Source organism: Bariatricus sp. HCP28S3_F11 (genome assembly GCF_052065395.1).
In the GTDB taxonomy this organism is placed as follows: domain Bacteria; phylum Bacillota; class Clostridia; order Lachnospirales; family Lachnospiraceae; genus Allocoprococcus.
Map to the genome: position 1 here is coordinate 31853 of NZ_JBQHUC010000010.1, position 19532 is coordinate 51384.

A 19532-nucleotide genomic window follows, 5' to 3' on the forward strand; every position below is an offset into this window, starting at 1 on the left:
TGTTTTTCTTATCCGATCAAAATCCCTTGAACCGGAAGCTGACGAATATGATTCTTCGATTTTCTTCCTGTCCCGAAAGCAAGTGCAAATGTAATTGGCCCAAGTCTTCCGATATACATCAGGACCATGATTACAAATTTACTTGCCGTACAGAGCTGTGACGTCAGATCAGCTGACAGACCGACCGTCCCTATCGCTGACGTAGTCTCATACATAATCCGGATGAAGTCCACATCTCCCTCAAATATTGTGAGCAGTGTCGTTCCTGCAAGCAGCGATACAAACGCAAGGATAACAACACAGATTCCCGTTCTGATATTGTCCGCCTGAATTCTTCTTCCAAAACATTCCACATCTTTCTTATTCTGAAGGACAGACACACAGCACAGGATCAGCATTGCAATCGTTGTCGTCTTCACTCCGCCTGCTGTTCCGCCTGGAGACCCTCCGATAAACATCAGTATGCAGGTCGTAAACATCGTTCCCTGCGTCAGTTCCCCCTGTGGTACAGTTGCAAAGCCTGCCGTTCTGGTTGACACCGAATGAAACAAAGAAGACATCAGTTTTTCTCCAAAACTCATATCTCCGATCGTCCCCGGATTATTGTATTCCAGAAGCAGAAAGGCCAGTGTGCCTGATACAATCAACACAGATGTCATGATCAGTACGATCTTGGAATGCAAACGGAGTTTTTTAAATAATCTTCTGAGTTCTAATTCTTTTTTCCATACTTTTTTCAGGTTCTGTCCAAGATCCTGCCATACCGTGAATCCAAGTCCACTAAGTACAACCAGCAAAATGGTCGTGAAATTCACCACTACACTATCCGCATACGGAATAAAACTGGAATCACCCAGAATATCAATACCGGCATTGCAGAATGCAGACACCGCATGAAAAACTGAATATCCAATCCCTTTCACAACACCAAATTCCGGCACAAACCGGAATGAATAAAGCAATGCTCCAATTCCTTCCAGACAGATGGTCCCTTTTAAGATTCTTAGGATCATGGCAACCATTCCGGATAAGGATTCCATGCTGTAGGCTTCCAGGATCACGACCCTCTCTTTCAGTGAAATACGTCTTTTCATGATAATAAAGAATGCTGTTACGCAGGCAATGATTCCCAGACCGCCGATCTGTATCAGAATCAACAGCACGATTTTCCCAAATAAAGTAAACTGTACTGCCGGAGTGACCGTTACAAGTCCGGTCACGCATACTGATGTAACCGCCGTGAAGAGTGCGTCGATCAATGAAATAGGCCGAGTATTGGAAATGGGCAGCCACAAAAGGATACCGCCCAATAAAATAATTCCCAGAAACCCGGTCGCAAGTAATTGCGTCGTCGTTAATCTGATTTTTTTTAATTTTTCCATATTACATCTTAAACCTGTATCCTACTCCCCAGATGGTCTCTATATACTGAGGATTGGAAGTATCGTATTCAATCTTCTCTCTGATTTTCTTGATATGAACTGTCACCGTTGCAATATCTCCAATGGATTCCATATCCCAGATCTCACTAAACAGTTCATCCTTTGTATAAACATGATTCGGATGACTTGCCAGAAATGTCAGCAAGTCAAATTCTTTTGTAGTAAACGGTTTTTCTTCGCCATTGATCCATACTCTTCGCGCTGTCGTATCAATCTTGAGACCTCGAATCTCAATCACTTTGTTTTCTTCAACCGCACTGCCGATCAGCCTTTCATACCGTGCAAGATGCGCTTTCACCCTCGCAACAAGTTCACTCGGGCTGAATGGCTTCGTCATGTAATCATCTGCTCCGAGACCAAGCCCTCGTATCTTGTCAATATCATCCTTTTTAGCGGAAACCATAATGATAGGTGTATTCTTTTCATCCCTGACTTTTCTGCAAATTTCGAATCCGTCTACTCCCGGCAGCATCAGATCCAGAATCAGCAAATTATAATCTTCATTCAATGCTTTGTCGAGACCGGTCACTCCGTCATTCGCAACTTCCACTTCGAACCCGCTCAATTCCAGATAATCCTTCTCAAGATCTGCAATTGCTTCTTCATCCTCAATAATCAGTATTCTGCTCATACGTTTGGTACCTCCTGGTATTTTCTGATCACAAAGTACATGACTGTGCCCGTTCCTTCACGGCTGGTTGCCCAGATCTTTCCTCCATGATCTTCAATAATCTTCTTAACGATCGAAAGACCGATTCCACTTCCACCCTTGGATGAATTCCGGGATGCATCCGTCCGGTAAAAGCGGTCAAATATATTCGGCAGATCTTTTGCTGCAATGCCCTTCCCGTTATCCTCCAGCTCCACCTGAATAAAGTCTCCAACATCCTTCACCCGGAGATTGATCAGTCCATGTTCACGCTCCATATACTTAAGCGAGTTACTGATAATATTATTGATAACCCTCTTAAGCTGCTCCGGATCAGCAATGATCTTCTGATCACCCTCCACATAGTTAAAATACCCGAACTCCACATTCTTGGAATCCAGTTCCATCGCAAGATCTTCCGCGCAGTCATCAAAATAAGCATTTACCGACAGCGGCGCAAAATTATACGGAATTCGATTCGTATCAATCTTCGCGTAGAGCGTCAGCTCATTGATAAGAAGATTCATCTCATTGGCTTTATTATATATGGTTCCGAGATATTTGTCCATCTTCTCCGGTGTATCCGCTACTCCATCTCTGATCCCTTCTACATACCCCTTGATCGCTGTAATCGGCGTCTTCAGATCATGTGAAATATTACTGATCAGTTCCTTACTCTCTTTGTCATACCGCAGCTTCTCTTCCGCATTATCCTTAAGGCGTATCCTCATCTCCTCGAATGCCTGCATAAGCTGCCCCAGCTCATCATCTTTCTCCGGTTTCAGTTCAAAATCAAGATTTCCCTCTTTGATATTCTTCGCAGCTTCCTGCAGTTTATTGATCGGACTGATGATTCCTCCATAAACCCAGAAAATCAGAATCACTGCTGTAAGTACAAGAATCATTATAACTGAGAACAAGGTATGCAGGATAAAACTCCTGACCTCCGGCATCTGCCCCAGAAACTCAAGCGAATTCGAAAAGCTCTTATACTCTGTTCCACTGCTCCCATAATTCTTCACGATCACACCGATCTGATACTGTGCGATTCCCCATGTAAGAAGTGCTGTCAGTATAGTCGGAAGTGTAATAATCGTTACAAATGAAATCACAAGTCTCGTGCGTAACTTCATATTCAAATCTGTCCTTTCTGCACATTACTGAATATAGAATAGCACAAAAACGGGCGCTTCACATCAAAGCGCCCATAAATTTTTCTAAAAATTCTATAAATACTTCTTCAATTCTTCTGCCTTGTCCAGTTTTTCCCACGGAAGATCCAGGTCATTGCGTCCGAAATGTCCATATGCAGCTGTCTGCTTGTAGATCGGACGTCTGAGATCCAACATTTTGATAATGCCTGCCGGGCGAAGATCAAAGTTCTCACGGATGATCTCCACAAGTTTATTATCAGAAATCTTTCCTGTTCCAAAGGTATCGACCATAACCGAAGTTGGCTGAGCAACACCGATTGCATAGGAGAGCTGAATCTCACATTTTTTTGCAAGTCCTGCTGCCACAATATTCTTTGCAACATATCTTGCCGCATATGCTGCTGAACGGTCTACCTTCGTGCAGTCTTTTCCGGAAAATGCTCCGCCGCCATGGCGTGCCATTCCGCCGTAAGTGTCCACAATAATCTTACGTCCGGTCAGTCCGCTGTCCCCATGAGGACCTCCGATTACAAAACGTCCAGTCGGATTGATGAAAAACTTGGTATTCTCATCAACCATTTCTGCCGGAAGGATTTCGTCGAAAATGTATTTCTTCACATCTTCATGAATCTGTTCCTGACTCACCTCCGGGTCATGCTGTGTAGATAATACCACTGCGTCAAGACGTGCCGGTACTCCGTTCTCGTCATATTCCACGGTAACCTGTGTCTTACCATCCGGTCGAAGATACGGAAGCGTTCCATTCTTTCTTACTTCCGTCAGACGGAGTGCAAGCTTATGTGCCAAAGCGATAGGATATGGCATATATTCCTCTGTTTCATCGGACGCATACCCGAACATCATTCCCTGATCTCCTGCACCGATTGCTTCCAGTTCTTCATCTGACATTTTATTCTCTTTTGCTTCTAAGGCCTTGTCAACCCCAAGAGCAATATCCGCAGATTGCTCATCAATTGCAGTAATGACTCCGCAGGTATCTGCATCGAATCCATATTTTCCTCTGGTATATCCGATTTCTCTTACTGTATCGCGCACGATTTTCTGAATATCCACGTATGCATTTGTTGTGATCTCCCCCATGACCATAACAAGTCCTGTCGTCGTGCAGGTCTCGCATGCCACACGGCTCATCGGATCCTGCTCCATAAGTGCGTCCAGAATTGCATCTGAGATCTGGTCGCACATCTTATCCGGATGTCCTTCGGTTACTGATTCTGAAGTAAATAATACTCTTTCCATCTTCTTTTCCTTTCTTTTTCTGCCACTCTCTCTTATATGATTGTACACAAAATCGTATTCCTTTTTAAGGATTTGACATACCGGATCATCTATTCGAATCCGATGTGTCAAAAAAAATCAGTCCCAAAAGGACTGACCCGATATTTCATCATCAATCCTCTTATTGTTCGATTACTCGCTCAGGTTGGCACCTTCCATTGTTAAAATGGGGTTGCCGTGGCTTCACAGATCCTTTGTACCTCCACCACTCTGAATAAGAGAAAGCTTCTTTATTCTGTTCCGCTACACATCATATCACTTGTTGTTATATACGTCAATAGGGAACACAACATTTTTACTGCTGTGCTCCCTACATTTTTTAATATCTGTATGCTTTTTTCAATATTCTCAGTACAATTAACATACTTTCAGTTTGAATTTCTGAATTTCCCGCTCTGTACTTACCTTCTCAATCTGTGCTCCGAGACTTCTAAGTTTTTCTTCAAACCGTTCATACCCTCTCTGGATATAAACAATATCATCCACAATCGTAATTCCATCTGCCGCAAGTCCGGCTATTACCAGTGCGGCTCCGGCTCTGAGGTCAGGTGCGCTGACTCTGGCTCCTGAAAATCCATTCACGCCTTCAATCGTCGCGGAATTGCCTTCAATCTTGACATTCGCGCCCATTCTTGCCAGCTCATCCAGATATTTAAAACGGTTTTCAAAAATACTTTCTGTAATCGTACTTGTCCCTTTGCAAAGAGCAAGTGTAACACCGATCTGCGGCTGCATATCTGTCGGGAATCCCGGATAAGGAAGTGTCTTAACCTGCGTATTGCGCAGAGCTCCTTTCGAAACCACGCGAACCGCGTCATCAAACTCTTCTACTTCACAGCCGATCTCAACCAACTTTGCGATCGTAGCTTCCAGATGTTTTGGAATGACATTTAACACAGTTACATCCCCGCGGGTCGCTGCTGCCGCGAACATAAATGTTCCCGCCTCAATCTGATCCGGAATGATGGAATACGTTGTAGAATGAAGCTTAGACACGCCACGGATCTTAATAACATCCGTTCCTGCCCCGCGAATATTCGCACCCATGCTGTTCAGGAAATTGGCAACATCAACAACATGCGGCTCCTTTGCCACATTTTCCATAATTGTAAGGCCATCTGCCATGGATGCAGCCATCATTACATTGATCGTAGCTCCGACACTGACCACGTCAAAATAGATGTGTTTTCCTCTCAGATGATCAGCCTCGGCAATGATCTTTCCGTGTTCAATGTCCACATATGCTCCGAGTGCTCTGAATCCTTTTAAATGCTGGTCGATCGGACGACTTCCGATATTACATCCACCCGGAAGAGCAACCTCCGCTCTTTTATATTTTCCAAGCAGAGCTCCGAGCAAATAGTAAGAAGCTCTGATCTTCTTAATATAGTCGTACTCGATGTCAAAATCGGTAATATGGCTCCCATTGATCTTAACTGTATGCCGGTCGATTCTCTGAACTCTGGCTCCAATCCCTTCAATGGCTTCCAATAATACATTGATATCATTTACATCCGGAAGATTATCGATCATTACAGTCTCATCCGTCATTATTGCCGCAGCTAAAATAGCGAGTGCTGCATTCTTTGCTCCACCAATTTCAACCTCGCCAACCAATGGATTGCCACCCTTAATTATATACTGTTCCATATTACACCTCTACAGACGTTTTCTTCCCTCTTAAATGTTGTTATCTATGTCACTTATCTATTATTATCTCAAAAACAAAAACCCTCATACTATTATAAATTTGCCACAACTGTGAAGAAATGTATGGGGATACTTTTGTACTTTTCATCTCTTTCTTGAATAGTATAGCACACTAATATAATTTTGTAAAATTTTTTTCTATTGATATATGAACTGGATGTAACCACTTCGTAACATTTTCGAAACTTTTTCTACTATTTTTCCATGCTCTGCAGCTCATCAAGTACCTTTTCTATGGTTTCTTCCAGCTCTAATCCTTCTTCAGAAACGGTAATGTCAGCATACTTTTCAAAAAGGCTGATCCTTTCATCATATAGATCTTTGAGCGTCTGGCCGTTCCTGAGCGTTACACCGCGTTTTTTTGCATTCTTCAAGCGGGAATTAATAGTGTCAAACGACACCTGCAGGTAAACAATAATTCCATTTTCTTTAAAGTGGCGCATAGCTTCTTCACAATAGACAACACTCCCTCCGGGAGAAATGACTGCATGTTCCACCTCGATATCTCTGTTTACCTGATTTTCAATCTTCAGGAAATTATCAATTCCTTCCTGTTCAATAATCTCCCTCAACAGCCTTTGTTCCTGTTTCTGTATCAGCAAATCAGTGTCTATGAATTCATAACCAAGCCGCTTCGCCACAACGACTCCTACTGTACTTTTGCCTACTGCGGGCATTCCGATAAAAACAATATTTTTCATATGTACCTCCGCATTTTTTCTAATCACATAGCCTCCTGATTTTGCCGCTCAGCTATTATAGCACATACCTCTGTATTTTATCAATCTTTTTCTATAATAGTTTGGAATGGCATCTTATTTACCAGTAGCGCCTTCTTTGCTGCTCTCTATGCCTGTTTCTTCTTCGCATCAGCTCATGAAATGTCAATAATTCTATGATATCCCTGATCCGGTCTGGTTTTCTGCGACTCCGGACCGGTCTTCTCACCTGCTCTTGTATCTGATTATCCTCCAGAGAGAATTCCTTGATTTTCTCTTGTTCCATTACTTTTTCATAAACTCTGCTACAGATTAAACGGAGTTGAAGTTTATCCGGATATTCATCAAAAATCATACTTCCTTCATAATCCAACCGATCGCATTCTTCCTCAACATAAGGGATAATCTGCTTTGCAAGTTCCGGATACATGCTTCTCAGGTATTCATAATCACGATCTGCTTCCTTTTCATCATCAAACAGAAACGGCATCGGATATGTCATATAATAAGGCATCTTTATGTCCATCTCAGGCACTTCCATTTCATCAGAATATACTTTATTATATGTGAATCGTGTCAGATGGTGCTTTGCTTTCTATTTGAGATTCAATTTGGCAAATGCATCTGCAAATGCGTTGTTGACCGGTTCTTCCTTCTGCTTTTTCAGATATTTCTGCACATCTTTTTTGCTGACACCGGCGCCTTCTTTTTTACGCCTTTCCTGGAATGCTGTCAGTTTTTCTTTGTGCCCGCAAACACATACAAAAATCTGACTTTCACCTTTTCCGCGGAGCTGCATTTTCTTATGACATACAGGACAGCGAGCATTTGTCGTCTTTGCAACCGTCTCGCGATATCCGCATTCTCTGTCCTGACAAACCAGCATCTCACTGTTTTTGCCTTTTACTGCCAGCATACGTTTTCCGCATCTGGGGCATTTTGTATTTGTCAAGTTATCATGACGGAAAGTTCCCTCACCACATTTGATCTCATCCAGAATTTCTTGCGTATATCCTTCAATCTCTTTCATAAATGTCTGTTTCTTCATCTGTCCTTTTGCAATACGTGACAGTTTCATTTCCCAATCAGCTGTAAGTTCCGGCTTTTTCAGTTCTTCCGGAACCAATTCCAAAAGCTGTTTTGCCTTGGATGTGAGATAAATATCTTTCCCTCGTTTTTCCAGAAGAAAACTTCCGAATAATTTTTCAATGATATCTGCTCTTGTGGCAACCGTTCCGAGTCCGCCTGTCTCTCCCAGAGTCTGCGCCATTTTCTTGTCGTGGGATTCCATAAAAGCGATCGGATTCTCCATAGCGGAAAGCAGAGTTGCCTCGTTGAATGGAGCCGGCGGCTTTGTCTTTCCTTCTGTCATAGAAATATACAGTTCCGGCAAACGATCTCCTTCTTCTATCTCCGGCAAAGTCTGATCTTTTAAGCTTCGATCCTCTTCATTTTCCGTTTCGTCCTCCGTCGTCTGAAGATCTCCATACACTTCCTTCCATCCTTGACTCTTTATTATTTTGCCGGACGCAACAAAATGCTCTCCTGCAATTTCTACAGTTACCTGAGTCTGTTCATATTGAAACGGAGGAAAGAACACTGCCATAAACCTTCTTACTACCAGATCATATATTTTCCATTCCTCATTTGTCATATGACTTAACTGTGCCGATTGCTCAGTCGGAATAATGGCATGATGATCCGATACCTTTGCGTCATTTACAAACGCAGGTTTTCCCGGCAGAGTCTGTTTGGATGCCATGAGAGCCATTTTCCGATAAGGGCCTGTCTGACATGCTGCCAGCCTGTCTTTCAGAGTCGGTATAATATCGCTGCTCAGATAGCGTGAATCTGTTCTCGGATAAGTAAGCACCTTATGATTTTCGTATAATCGCTGCATAATATTCAGTGTTTCCTTGGCAGAAAAACCATATTTTTTATTTGCATCTCGCTGAAGCTCTGTAAGGTCATACAATAGCGGAGCCGGTGTTTTCTTCGGTGTCTTTTTAATCGCAGTCACTACAGCTTCTTCCCCTCTAAGCTGCGACACCAGTTTCTCCATTCGCTCTTTATCAAATGACCGGTAACTTTTTGATTTTTGATCCTGCCATGTTAATGTCAGTCCGCCCGTTTTTGCCGTCATTCCATAGAATGGAACCGGCTTAAATTCCTTAATCTGTGCTTCTCTTTTTGCAATCATAGCCAGTGTCGGTGTCTGAACACGACCACAGGAAAGCTGTGCATTATATTTACAGGTTAACGCACGCGTAGCATTAATTCCGACCAGCCAGTCAGCTTCTGCCCGGCACATTGCCGCATCATACAGCGAATCATAGTCATGCCCATTTTTCAGATGCGCAAATCCGTCAGAAATCGCTTTGTCTGTAACAGAGGATATCCACAGACGTTTAATCGGTTTCTTACTCCCCGCTTTTTCAAGGATCAGACGGGCCACCAGTTCTCCCTCTCTCCCTGCATCTGTAGCGATAATAATTTCCTCTACATCTTTTCGGTGAATCTGGTTCTTGACTGCTGAAAATTGTTTTCCGGTCTGTCCGATTACTTCTAATTTAAAGGGATTGGGCATCATAGGAAGATGTTCCATCTTCCATTCTTTATATTTCACATTATAATCTTCCGGATCTGCCAGCGTTACCAGGTGTCCCAACCCCCAGGTTATAATATACCTATTTCCTTCAATTGCTCCATTCAGCTTTTTACTGCACTTTAATACCCGTGCAATATCACGGGCTACAGACGGTTTCTCGGCAATAACCAACGATTTCATCCTATTCCTCCGTTCCATCTATCTAACTTTTCAATTTATTTTTATCATCTTATAATAACATGATTGTATAACGATATCCAATAAAGTAAAATAAATATTATATAAACTCTTTATCTCATTTTACTGAAAGGAATTTACATATGAAAGAACAATTATACACTATTCCCTTAATGGATGCATTTCGTGCAAATGATGAATGCCCGTTTTGTTTCATTGAAAGAGACCTCGAACAACATGCCCTCGATTTTGTTCTTGGGTCAGGCGCATCCTATATGCGCGATGATATTCGCGCTGCAACCGATCAAGCCGGTTTTTGTCGTGAACACTATCAAAAAATGTTTTCTTATGGGAACAGGCTTGGCAGTGCTTTAATTCTGGAAACTCATTTGAAAAAGCTCACCGGTGAACTAAAAAAGGAAATGAAGAACTATTCCTCTTCCGCCAAACCAAATCTGGCTGATCGTTTCCGCAAAAACACTTCCGCAGTCAGCGGAAGCAATAACGTCAGCATATGGATCCAAAAGCAGAATCATTCTTGTTATATCTGTGACTATATGCATCAGACTCATGACCGCTATCTGGCAACTTTTTTTGAACTTTTTAAAAAGGGGGAACCTGAATTCATGGAGCTTGTAAAGAGCAGCAAAGGGTTTTGTCTTACACATTTTGCGGAACTGCTGGACGCTTCCTCGCTTTACTTAAATGATAAAAAGCAGGAAGAACTGCGTTCGATTCTCTTCCCTCAGATGGAAAAGAATCTGGAACGTATACAGGACGATATCGACTGGTTCCAAAAGAAATTTGATTATCGTTTTCAAGATGCTGACTGGAAAAATTCCAGAGATTCCGTACAACGTGCCATGCAAAAAATCGGGAGCGGTTATCCTGCAGATCCTCCGTATCAGGCTAAATAATCGTAAAACAAAAGGGAGCCAAAAGCTCCCTTTTATTCTTATTAATCCACCGTATTGATTCGTGCAATTGCACGTTTCAGTGCCGCTTCTGCACGAAGCATATCTGTTCCTTCCTGTTTTGCAGTAAGCCGATCTTCCGCGCGTTTCTTTGCCGCTTTTGCACGGGCTACATCAATATCATCCGGCCACTGGGCATCTTCAGCAAGTACGGTAATCTTATCTTTCAGGATTTCTACAAATCCTCCAAGAATTGCTGCTTTCTTCACTTCCCCTTCATTGTGAATTTTCATCACACACGGTTCCAGAATGGTCGTAAGCGGTATATGCTGAGCATAGATACCGAGCTCTCCTTCTGTGCTTGTGAATTCCAGGAATTCAGCTTCGCCTTCTGTGAACACTCTGTCCGGAGAAATGATACTCAGTTTAAACTTTTCTGCCATAGGACGTCCCTCCTATTTCACACGGGCAAGCACGTCATCAATATTACCTGCATTCAGGAAATATCCTTCCGGAATATCATCATGCTTTCCTTCCAGAATTTCCTTGAAGCCCTGAATCGTCTCGCTGATCGGAACATAACGTCCCTCCAGGCCGGTGAACTGCGTAGCTACATGGAACGGCTGGGACAGGAATCTCTGAATCTTACGAGCACGAGATACAACCAGCTTATCTTCTTCTGAAAGCTCATCCATACCAAGAATTGCGATAATATCCTGCAGTTCTTTGTATTTCTGAAGAATCTCCTGTACACCACGGGCAACTTTATAGTGTTCCTCGCCAACAATATGCGGGTCGAGAATACGGGATGTAGACTCCAGCGGGTCTACAGCCGGATAAATACCAAGTTCTACGATAGCACGTGAAAGTACGGTCGTCGCATCCAGATGGGCAAATGTTGTAGCCGGAGCCGGGTCAGTCAAGTCATCGGCCGGTACATATACAGCCTGTACGGATGTGATAGAACCACTCTTTGTTGAAGTAATACGCTCCTGAAGAGCCCCCATCTCTGTCTGCAGTGTCGGCTGGTAACCTACGGCTGAAGGCATACGTCCAAGCAACGCAGATACCTCAGAACCTGCCTGTGTGAAACGGAAAATATTGTCGATGAAAAGAAGTACGTCCTTTCCACCTTTATCACGGAAGTATTCAGCAAGAGTCAGTCCGGTAAGACCTACTCTCATACGCGCTCCAGGCGGTTCGTTCATCTGTCCGAATACCATGGCCGTTTTCTTAATAACTCCGGATTCTGTCATTTCACCATATAAGTCATTTCCCTCACGGGTACGTTCACCTACACCTGTAAATACAGAATAGCCACCATGTTCTGTTGCAATATTTGTAATAAGTTCCTGGATAAGTACCGTTTTTCCTACTCCGGCACCTCCAAACAGACCGATCTTTCCACCCTTCTGATATGGGCAAAGAAGGTCAACGACTTTGATACCGGTCTCCAGCATCTCGGTCTCTGTTGCCTGTTCTTCAAAACTTGGAGCTTTTCTGTGAATCGGCATATACTCTACATCTTCCGGTGCAGGCTTTTCGTCGATTGGCTTACCAAGTACGTTGAAGATACGGCCAAGTGTTGCTTCGCCAACTGGTACGGAAATCGGTCCTCCGGTTGCAACGGCATCCATACCGCGAACCAGACCGTCCGTTGAATCCATGGCAATACATCTTACTGTGTCGTCACCCAGATGCTGTGCAACTTCTACCACAAGGATTCTTCCGTCTTTTCTCGTAATTTCAACCGCTTCGTTGATTTCCGGTAATTTTCCTTCTGAAAACTTGAGGTCAAGTACGGCACCGACAACCTGGGTGATCTTCCCTATATTCTTATCTGCCATTTTTTCCTCCTTACTTACAAGGCCCTTGCTTGATTACTAACCGATTGCTTCCGCACCGGCAATAATCTCCGTAAGTTCCTGAGTAATAGCACCCTGACGTGCTCTGTTATATTTCAATTCCAAATCATTAATCATTTCTTCTGCATTGCTTGTAGCAGAATCCATTGCCTGCATACGGGCACCATTTTCACTTGCAACCGCTTCTATAAAAGCGCCATACAGAATGCTGCTGATATACTTTGGAACAAGAAGCCGGACAGCTTCCTCTTCCTCCGGTTCGAAATTCATCGGAGTAATCTTGTCCACTGCATTTGCTTCCTCTTCCCCTTCCTCTGCCTCCTGTGCTTCAACCGGAAGCACTTTCATCAGAGTCGGTATATGGCTGACCGTATTTTTAAAGAAAGTATAGGCAAGGTAAATCTCTCCGATCTCGCCCTTGGCAAAATCGTCAAGAAGTCGGGTTGCAACTACTTTCGCATCATCATAAACCGGTTCTTCAATGATCTCCGAATAATCGGCAACCACTTCGTACCCTCTGTGCTTCAGCAGTTCCAGTCCCTTTCCTCCGACCGCATAAATGCGAACGTCCTCTTTCTTAAAATCACTGCCGGTAATCAGTCTTACGATATTTGAATTGTACCCTCCGGCAAGACCTCGGTTAGAAGTAACTACAACGATCGCTTTTTTCTCGCAACCATTTGATTTTACATACGGATGATCGAGATTGCCTGCTTTGGCAAGCAATGAGGTCATTGTCTGGTACATACAATTAAAATATGCTTTCGAATCCTCGGCACGGCTTCTTGCTTTCTGTAATTTAGCGGTAGAAACAAGCTTCATGGCTTTTGTAATCTGCTGCGTACTCTGGATACTGGTCCGACGCCGCTTGATATCTCTCATAGATGCCATGATCTGTCACCTCTTCCTAGAATTCTTTTTTAAATTCGCTGATTGCCTTCTTCAGTGTCTCTTCTACTTCCTCAGTCATAACTTTCTTTGTTCTGATAGATTCTGGAATTTCCGGATATTTTGTGTCAATATATTCAAATAATCCCTTTTCAAAACGAAGAACATCCTCAACCGGGATATCAAGAATCAGCTTCTTAACAGCAGCGTAAATGATAATAATCTGGTATTCAACCGGCATCGGCTGATACTGTGGCTGCTTCAGAATTTCACGAACACGCTCGCCCTGTGCAAGACGTTCTGCCGTATCAGCGTCAAGATCAGAACCGAACTGGGCGAAAGATGCCAGCTCACGATACTGAGCAAGGTCTGTACGGATCGTACCTGCAATCTTCTTCATAGCCTTGATCTGTGCGGAACCACCAACTCGTGATACAGAAAGACCCGCGTTGATAGCCGGACGGAAACCGGCATTGAAAGCTTCTGTTTCCAGATAGATCTGACCATCTGTAATTGAAATTACGTTGGTCGGAATGTAAGCTGATACGTCACCTGCCTGAGTCTCGATGATCGGAAGTGCAGTAAGAGAACCTCCGCCAAGTTCATCAGAAAGACGCGCAGCTCTTTCCAGAAGTCTTGAATGCAGATAGAAAACGTCTCCAGGATAAGCCTCACGTCCTGGCGGACGACGAAGCAGCAAGGAAAGTGTACGGTATGCAGTTGCATGTTTGGACAAGTCATCATAAACGATCAGAACGTCTTCGCCCTTCTCCATCCATTCTTCACCCATTGCACATCCTGAATATGGTGCAATGTACTGCAGAGGTGCCAGTTCACTTGCTGTCGCAGCTACTACGGTGGTGTAATCCATAGCGCCATAGCTCTCCAGTGTCTTTACAATGTTAGCAACGGTAGAAGCCTTCTGTCCGATTGCTACATAGATACATTTTACTCCCTGCCCTTTCTGATTGATAATCGTATCAATCGCAATGGCAGTCTTACCGGTCTGTCTGTCACCGATGATAAGCTCACGCTGTCCACGTCCGATCGGAATCATGGAGTCGATCGCTTTGATACCGGTCTGCAGAGGGGTATCTACTGATTTACGGGTAATAACACCCGGTGCTACTCGTTCGATCTGACGGTAATTCTCCGCCTGAATCGGTCCTTTGCCATCAATTGGCTGTCCAAGTGCATTTACTACACGACCCAGCATGCAGTCGCCTACCGGAACCTCAACAACTCGTCCGGTCGTCTTAACGGTATCCCCTTCATTAATGTTCTTGTGATCTCCCAGAAGAACGGCACCAACGTTGTCTTCCTCCAGGTTCAGCACCATACCATATACTTCAGAAGGGAACTCCAGAAGTTCTCCCTGCATCGCATTTTCAAGGCCGTGGACACGCGCAATACCATCCGCTACCTGAATAACGGTTCCCACGTCAGAAACATTAAGCTCAGACGCGTATCTCTGAATCTGTTCTTTAATCACAGAACTAATCTCTTCTGGTCTTAAGTTCATGGAGCGAATCCACCTTCTTTCTCTAAATTTTCAAGGATAAATCAAACCTGTATCTTTCTCAGGCTCTTTGACAGCTCGTACAGCTTTGTCTTGATACTTGAATCCACAACACGGTCACCGATACGAATAACCATTCCGCCGATCAATGATGCATCAACCGCATAATTCATTTCAAATGATTCATATCTTGTTGTTTCAAGCAGCCGTCTGACTATCTCATCCTTCTGCCCATCTGTCAGCTCTACCGCTGTTGTCACATAGGCAATTCCGATTTTCTTTTCTTCTTTTACCAGTCCGATAAAATAATCGAACACGGATTCAATATTACTGTAACGCCCTTTGGCAATCATCAGTTTCATCAATTCCACGATCTCATCGGAAATCCGACCGCGGAAGACGGTTTCAATGACATTTTCCTTATCCTCACGTATGACTTTCGGATTCTCCATCATCTTCTGGAGTTCTTCGTTTGCCTGAAGAAGCTTCTGAAGTTCCAAAACCTCCTCATACATATCATCCATACGTCCGGCTTCACGGGCAGCTTCAAACAGGGCGTCGCCGTAAACCTTTGATACTAACTTAGCCATGTCTGTTCACCCATTTCTTTTAATGTCTCGTCAATCAGACTATCCTGAACACTAGTGTCAATGGAAGCTGCAACAACCTTTCCAGCCATCATAGACGCGATCGAGATCATCTCCTGCTTCATATCATCCAGAGCACGTTTCTTCTCCAGTTCAATTTCAACATTCGCGCGTTCAATAATGCGAGCCGCCTCTTCCTTCGCCTCAGCGATGATCTTTGCTTCGTTTTTCATCGCTTTCTTGCGGGCTTCACTCAGGATTTCTTGAGCTTCTTTATCGACTTCTTTTAATTTCTGCTCATATTCTTCTTTATATACGATAGCTTCTTCTTTTTCTTTCTTTGCAGTTTCCTGCTCCGCTGCAACTCTCTTCCGACGATCTTCCAGAACCTTACGAACCGGATCGAATAACAGATAAGAGAGCAATGTGAACAGTACAAACATACTGCAGGCCATTACGGCTGCATCAAAAAGAAGCTGCGCATCCAAGTTAAATAAACGCTCCAAAGCCTGGCCTCCTTTCTCTTATTTTGTCAAGGCATAACCACTCTTTTTACAGTTTTCCAAGCAGTGGGTTAGCGAATAAGAGAATCAATGCGATAACCAGACCATAAAGACCGGTTGTCTCTGCTACGGCCTGTCCTAAAAGCATGGTAGATGTTACGTCAGATTTTGCTCCCGGATTACGTCCTACTGCTGCTGCACCATGTCCGGCAGCGATACCCTGTCCAACTCCAGGTCCGATACCTGCGATCATCGCAAGACCTGCTCCAATTGCTGAACACGCTAAAATTAAACCTTCATTAGAAATATTCATAATAATCTTCCTCCTGTTTTCTTTTTGTCTTAATCTCTTTCTGGATTTGAATTTTTTTCAGCATCTGCTAATCGGGTACCTTGTCTTTAATAAATACCATTGTCAGCATTGCAAACACGTATGCCTGAATACAACCTGAGAACAGGTCAAAGTATACGTGTAAAATTCCCGGCCAGCCCCATGTAATCTTATATAACAGTCCATATAAGAGTCCCATGATAACCGTTCCGGAAAGCACGTTACCAAACAAACGCAGTGAAAGCGAAATCGGCACTGCGATCTCACCGATCAGATTAATCGGGAACAAGAGTGGCAACGGTTGGAACAAACTCGTAAATGCTCCGGCTTTGTTGTACTTGATATTGTTGTACTGAATCAAAGTAAAACTGATAAGACCAAGCGGCAATGTAACGCCATAATCTGCCGTTGGCGGCCTGAGTCCTAAAAGTCCGGAAATATTCGATACGATCAGGAACAGGAACAGCACTCCAATGTAATTCCGGTACTTTGTTCCCAGTTCCTTGCCCATGCTGCCGTATGTCATATTGTCGAGCATTTCAACAATAAACTCCGCAACATTCTGTAACGCTCCCGGCTTGCCTTCCGCATTACTTAGCTTAGAACGGACAACCAGCGCAAATATCAGCATTAACGCAATAACGATCAAGATACTGACATGGGTGGTGGTTAGCCAAAGCTCTTGTCCAAACAGTTCGAACTTGACGAGACCGTGGATTTGGAAATCCGGTTCTTTCGCCGCCAGTATCCCTAAGCTATTCCCCACATTTTTAACCTCCTTTACTTAAGATTTTTTAAGCTTTTGAAAAAGTTTGTGCATAATCGGCTGCGAATATGCTGCAACTTTTAATCCCATTACTCCTGCAATAAGCGTTAATATATTAACAAGGTTAAAGTAAGTGACTCCTATAAACAGAATGATCACTGCAATATACCTTTTCGCATACGCTTTCTGCATGTACTTTGAGGCGCCCTTCTCGTCAAGATACAATGCCTCATCCAAAGACTGCTTCATATGGATTGCCATCCCGATTCCGGTCGCGACTCCGATCCAGAGCCCTGCCGCCATCCTCAGATGATCTCCCGGTATAAACAGACAGATAATCTGTACTATAATTCCGTATATGACCATGGTCATGATCATGTCTTTCAACACTCTCTCATCTGATCTCTCCATACCCGTTCCCTTCTTCCTGCCAATCCTACTCTTTTCTGTCTTCCGGATCTTCATTTGCATGCCTGACTAAATAATATGCATTTCTTCCCCCCGCCAGCACACCAACAATAATTAATGGGATAAAAACCGGAAAAGATATTCTCTCCTCCAGCCATGCTCCGAGAAACGTGCACAACAAAATAGGGACCAGTATACTTATACCCACCTGTGAAATTAAGGCTAAAGTACGGAACACACTTTGTTTATAATTCATACCGATTCCCCACTTTCTGAAATTTCTCTGTATCCTATTATATCTGTTTTCGTGTCCGATGTCTAGCAATTTAATTCTAAAGCTTAATTTTTTTTATACATTTTTTAAAAAATGTTGTCCGAAACAAGGGATGTATTTTGGTAAAATCATAGAAAGATAGCAAATAATTGTTCTTTTTTGCGTACATAATAAAACTTGCATTTTTTCTGTCTTACATTTAAAATAAAATCAGATTTTTTTGAAAAGAGGTTGCATATGAATTCAATTAATGACTGTTATACGTTAAACAACGGTACATCACTCCCCTGCTTCGGCTTCGGAACTTACAATGAGAAAGACGGAGACAATCTGGAAATCATCCGTACTGCCATCCGAACCGGATACCGTTTCTTTGACACGGCCTCCATCTATGAGACAGAAAGAGTGCTCGGTCAGGCTATCAAAGAAAGTGGTATTCCACGTGAAGAATTTTTTATTGAAAGCAAATTATGGATCGATGAAATGGGCTATGAAAATGCCAAAAGGGCATTTGAAGCAACGCTGGATCGTCTTCAGATGGATTATCTGGATCTTTACCTGATCCATTGGCCACGCCAGACCGGCGACGAAAATGAAAACTGGAAAGAATTGGACCTGGAAACCTGGCGGGCGCTGGAAGATCTGCATGCAGAGGGTAAAATCAGGAGTCTTGGGTGCAGCAATTTCCTTCCGCATCACCTGGACAATCTACTTTCCGGATGCAAAATAAAACCGGTGGTCGACCAGTTGGAACTTCATCCCGGGTATTCTCAGGAAGCAGCCGTCAGCTACTTACTCGCCCACGATATCCGTCCGATGGCTTGGAGCCCGCTCGGACGAGGCCGCGAAAATGCTTTAGCCGGGAATGCACTTCTTGCGAAGCTCGCTAAAAAATATCAAAAAAGTATTCCTCAGATCAACCTCCGTTTTCTTCTTCAAAAAGGAATCATTCCGATTCCAAAAGCTTCTACCGAAGCACATATGAAAAGTAATATGGATATCTTTGATTTTTCTATTTCCGAAGAAGATATGTGGATCATGACCTGTATGCCTCAGACCACATGGCTGGGTGAACATCCTGATTTCTACATTCCGACTCGCAAAAGTAATCCTGAGCAGTAAGGATAAGATTTTTCAACACATTAAAACAGTCGGGGAACAGACAAGTTCTTATCTGTTCCCCGACTGTTATTTTACGATGCAAAACCTTTCTTCTTATACATCCCATTCCAGTCTGTGAAGATGTCCCTCTGTATTCATCCCCGCAAATCCGTTCTGTCTCAACGCCTCATACAATACAATCGCGACAGAATTTCCCAGATTCAATGAACGAATGTCTCCTACCATCGGGATCCGTATCGAATCCTCTTTATGATGAATCAGAATCTCCTCAGGAATTCCGGCGCTTTCTTTTCCGAACATAATGTAGCAGTCAGGCTCATAATGCACGTCCGTATATAGATTCGGAGATTTCGTGGTCGCCATGTAAATCTTCACTCCCGGATTCCTCTCCATAAAATCCTGGTAATCGATATATGTGGTAACATCCAGATCCTTCCAGTAATCCATTCCCGCACGCTTCAGGCTTTTCTCATCCAGCCTAAAACCAAGTGGTTCTATCAGATGCAGCCTGGTGTTCGTCGCAACACAGGTGCGGCCAATATTGCCTGTATTCGCAGGTATCTCCGGTTCAAACAATACAATATTCAGCATCCCAGT

The 19532-nt window shown here is 43.4% G+C and carries 21 protein-coding genes and 1 riboswitch; of the genes, 2 read left to right on the forward strand and 19 right to left on the reverse strand.

The features are described from left to right. Window positions 1–8: 8 nt before the first annotated feature. From ACTNBR_RS06760 to ACTNBR_RS06795, 8 genes are all read right to left on the reverse strand, one after another. A complete protein-coding gene (locus ACTNBR_RS06760) occupies window positions 9–1382 on the reverse strand; it encodes a TrkH family potassium uptake protein (protein WP_441017496.1) in 1374 nt (457 codons plus the stop codon). 1 nt (window position 1383) lies between these two features. Continuing rightward, entirely contained in the window at window positions 1384–2073 is a 690-nt protein-coding gene (locus ACTNBR_RS06765; RefSeq protein ID WP_427806126.1) for a response regulator transcription factor, read from the reverse strand. Beyond that, complete coding sequence (locus tag ACTNBR_RS06770) at window positions 2070–3224, reverse strand: sensor histidine kinase (protein WP_427806127.1); 1155 nt, start codon at window positions 3222–3224, stop codon at window positions 2070–2072. Before ACTNBR_RS06770 ends, ACTNBR_RS06765 begins: the two co-directional genes overlap by 4 nt. Window positions 3225–3317: 93 nt before the next feature. Then, window positions 3318–4505: a methionine adenosyltransferase gene (metK, locus tag ACTNBR_RS06775; RefSeq protein ID WP_427806128.1), complete on the reverse strand. Its 1188-nt coding sequence runs from the start codon at window positions 4503–4505 to the stop codon at window positions 3318–3320. Window positions 4506–4662: 157 nt separating this feature from the next. Next, window positions 4663–4765, reverse strand: a riboswitch (SAM riboswitch). Between the two features lie 136 nt (window positions 4766–4901). Further along, window positions 4902–6194, reverse strand: coding sequence for a UDP-N-acetylglucosamine 1-carboxyvinyltransferase (locus ACTNBR_RS06780; RefSeq protein WP_441017493.1), 1293 nt, complete (start codon window positions 6192–6194; stop codon window positions 4902–4904). Between the two features lie 254 nt (window positions 6195–6448). Beyond that, a complete protein-coding gene (locus ACTNBR_RS06785) occupies window positions 6449–6955 on the reverse strand; it encodes a shikimate kinase (protein WP_441017490.1) in 507 nt (168 codons plus the stop codon). 118 nt (window positions 6956–7073) lie between these two features. Continuing rightward, on the reverse strand, window positions 7074–7499 hold the full coding sequence (locus ACTNBR_RS06790; protein WP_427806130.1) for a hypothetical protein: 426 nt from the start codon (window positions 7497–7499) through the stop codon (window positions 7074–7076). Between the two features lie 69 nt (window positions 7500–7568). Then, window positions 7569–9761: a DNA topoisomerase III gene (locus tag ACTNBR_RS06795; protein ID WP_441017487.1), complete on the reverse strand. Its 2193-nt coding sequence runs from the start codon at window positions 9759–9761 to the stop codon at window positions 7569–7571. Window positions 9762–9901: 140 nt separating this feature from the next. On the opposite strand from ACTNBR_RS06795, the gene ACTNBR_RS06800 reads away from it, so the two are divergent. After that, window positions 9902–10675: a DUF6062 family protein gene (locus tag ACTNBR_RS06800; RefSeq protein WP_441017484.1), complete on the forward strand. Its 774-nt coding sequence runs from the start codon at window positions 9902–9904 to the stop codon at window positions 10673–10675. Between the two features lie 41 nt (window positions 10676–10716). Here ACTNBR_RS06800 and atpC read toward each other — a convergent pair whose 3' ends face one another. The 10 genes from atpC to ACTNBR_RS06850 form a co-directional block, all read right to left on the reverse strand. Further along, window positions 10717–11115: an ATP synthase F1 subunit epsilon gene (atpC, locus tag ACTNBR_RS06805; RefSeq protein ID WP_427806133.1), complete on the reverse strand. Its 399-nt coding sequence runs from the start codon at window positions 11113–11115 to the stop codon at window positions 10717–10719. A gap of 12 nt (window positions 11116–11127) precedes the next feature. Beyond that, window positions 11128–12519, reverse strand: a complete 1392-nt coding sequence (gene atpD / locus ACTNBR_RS06810) for a F0F1 ATP synthase subunit beta (protein WP_427806134.1) — start codon at window positions 12517–12519, stop codon at window positions 11128–11130. Between the two features lie 36 nt (window positions 12520–12555). After that, entirely contained in the window at window positions 12556–13428 is an 873-nt protein-coding gene (atpG, locus tag ACTNBR_RS06815) for an ATP synthase F1 subunit gamma (protein WP_427806135.1), read from the reverse strand. A gap of 16 nt (window positions 13429–13444) precedes the next feature. Continuing rightward, window positions 13445–14947 (reverse strand): F0F1 ATP synthase subunit alpha, encoded by a 1503-nt coding sequence (gene atpA / locus ACTNBR_RS06820; RefSeq protein ID WP_427806136.1) that lies wholly within the window; start codon window positions 14945–14947, stop codon window positions 13445–13447. A 41-nt stretch (window positions 14948–14988) separates the two neighbouring features. Further along, window positions 14989–15534, reverse strand: a complete 546-nt coding sequence (gene atpH, locus ACTNBR_RS06825) for an ATP synthase F1 subunit delta (protein WP_427806137.1) — start codon at window positions 15532–15534, stop codon at window positions 14989–14991. Further along, window positions 15522–16037: a F0F1 ATP synthase subunit B gene (gene atpF / locus ACTNBR_RS06830; protein ID WP_427820454.1), complete on the reverse strand. Its 516-nt coding sequence runs from the start codon at window positions 16035–16037 to the stop codon at window positions 15522–15524. The genes atpH and atpF overlap by 13 nt, the downstream gene beginning before the upstream one ends. Window positions 16038–16083: 46 nt before the next feature. Continuing rightward, window positions 16084–16347, reverse strand: coding sequence for an ATP synthase F0 subunit C (atpE, locus tag ACTNBR_RS06835; RefSeq protein ID WP_441017481.1), 264 nt, complete (start codon window positions 16345–16347; stop codon window positions 16084–16086). 67 nt (window positions 16348–16414) lie between these two features. After that, complete coding sequence (atpB, locus tag ACTNBR_RS06840; RefSeq protein WP_427806140.1) at window positions 16415–17131, reverse strand: F0F1 ATP synthase subunit A; 717 nt, start codon at window positions 17129–17131, stop codon at window positions 16415–16417. 18 nt (window positions 17132–17149) lie between these two features. Further along, on the reverse strand, window positions 17150–17542 hold the full coding sequence (locus ACTNBR_RS06845; RefSeq protein ID WP_441017478.1) for an ATP synthase subunit I: 393 nt from the start codon (window positions 17540–17542) through the stop codon (window positions 17150–17152). Between the two features lie 25 nt (window positions 17543–17567). Beyond that, window positions 17568–17795: an AtpZ/AtpI family protein gene (locus ACTNBR_RS06850; protein WP_427806142.1), complete on the reverse strand. Its 228-nt coding sequence runs from the start codon at window positions 17793–17795 to the stop codon at window positions 17568–17570. A 255-nt stretch (window positions 17796–18050) separates the two neighbouring features. On the opposite strand from ACTNBR_RS06850, the gene ACTNBR_RS06855 reads away from it, so the two are divergent. Then, the gene (locus ACTNBR_RS06855) at window positions 18051–18935 is read left to right on the forward strand and encodes an aldo/keto reductase (RefSeq protein ID WP_427806143.1); all 885 of its coding nucleotides are present in this window, start codon (window positions 18051–18053) and stop codon (window positions 18933–18935) included. 93 nt (window positions 18936–19028) lie between these two features. On the opposite strand, the gene ACTNBR_RS06860 is transcribed toward ACTNBR_RS06855, so the two are convergent. After that, window positions 19029–19526, reverse strand: a complete 498-nt coding sequence (locus ACTNBR_RS06860; protein WP_427820456.1) for a tRNA (cytidine(34)-2'-O)-methyltransferase — start codon at window positions 19524–19526, stop codon at window positions 19029–19031. Window positions 19527–19532 lie beyond the last annotated feature (6 nt).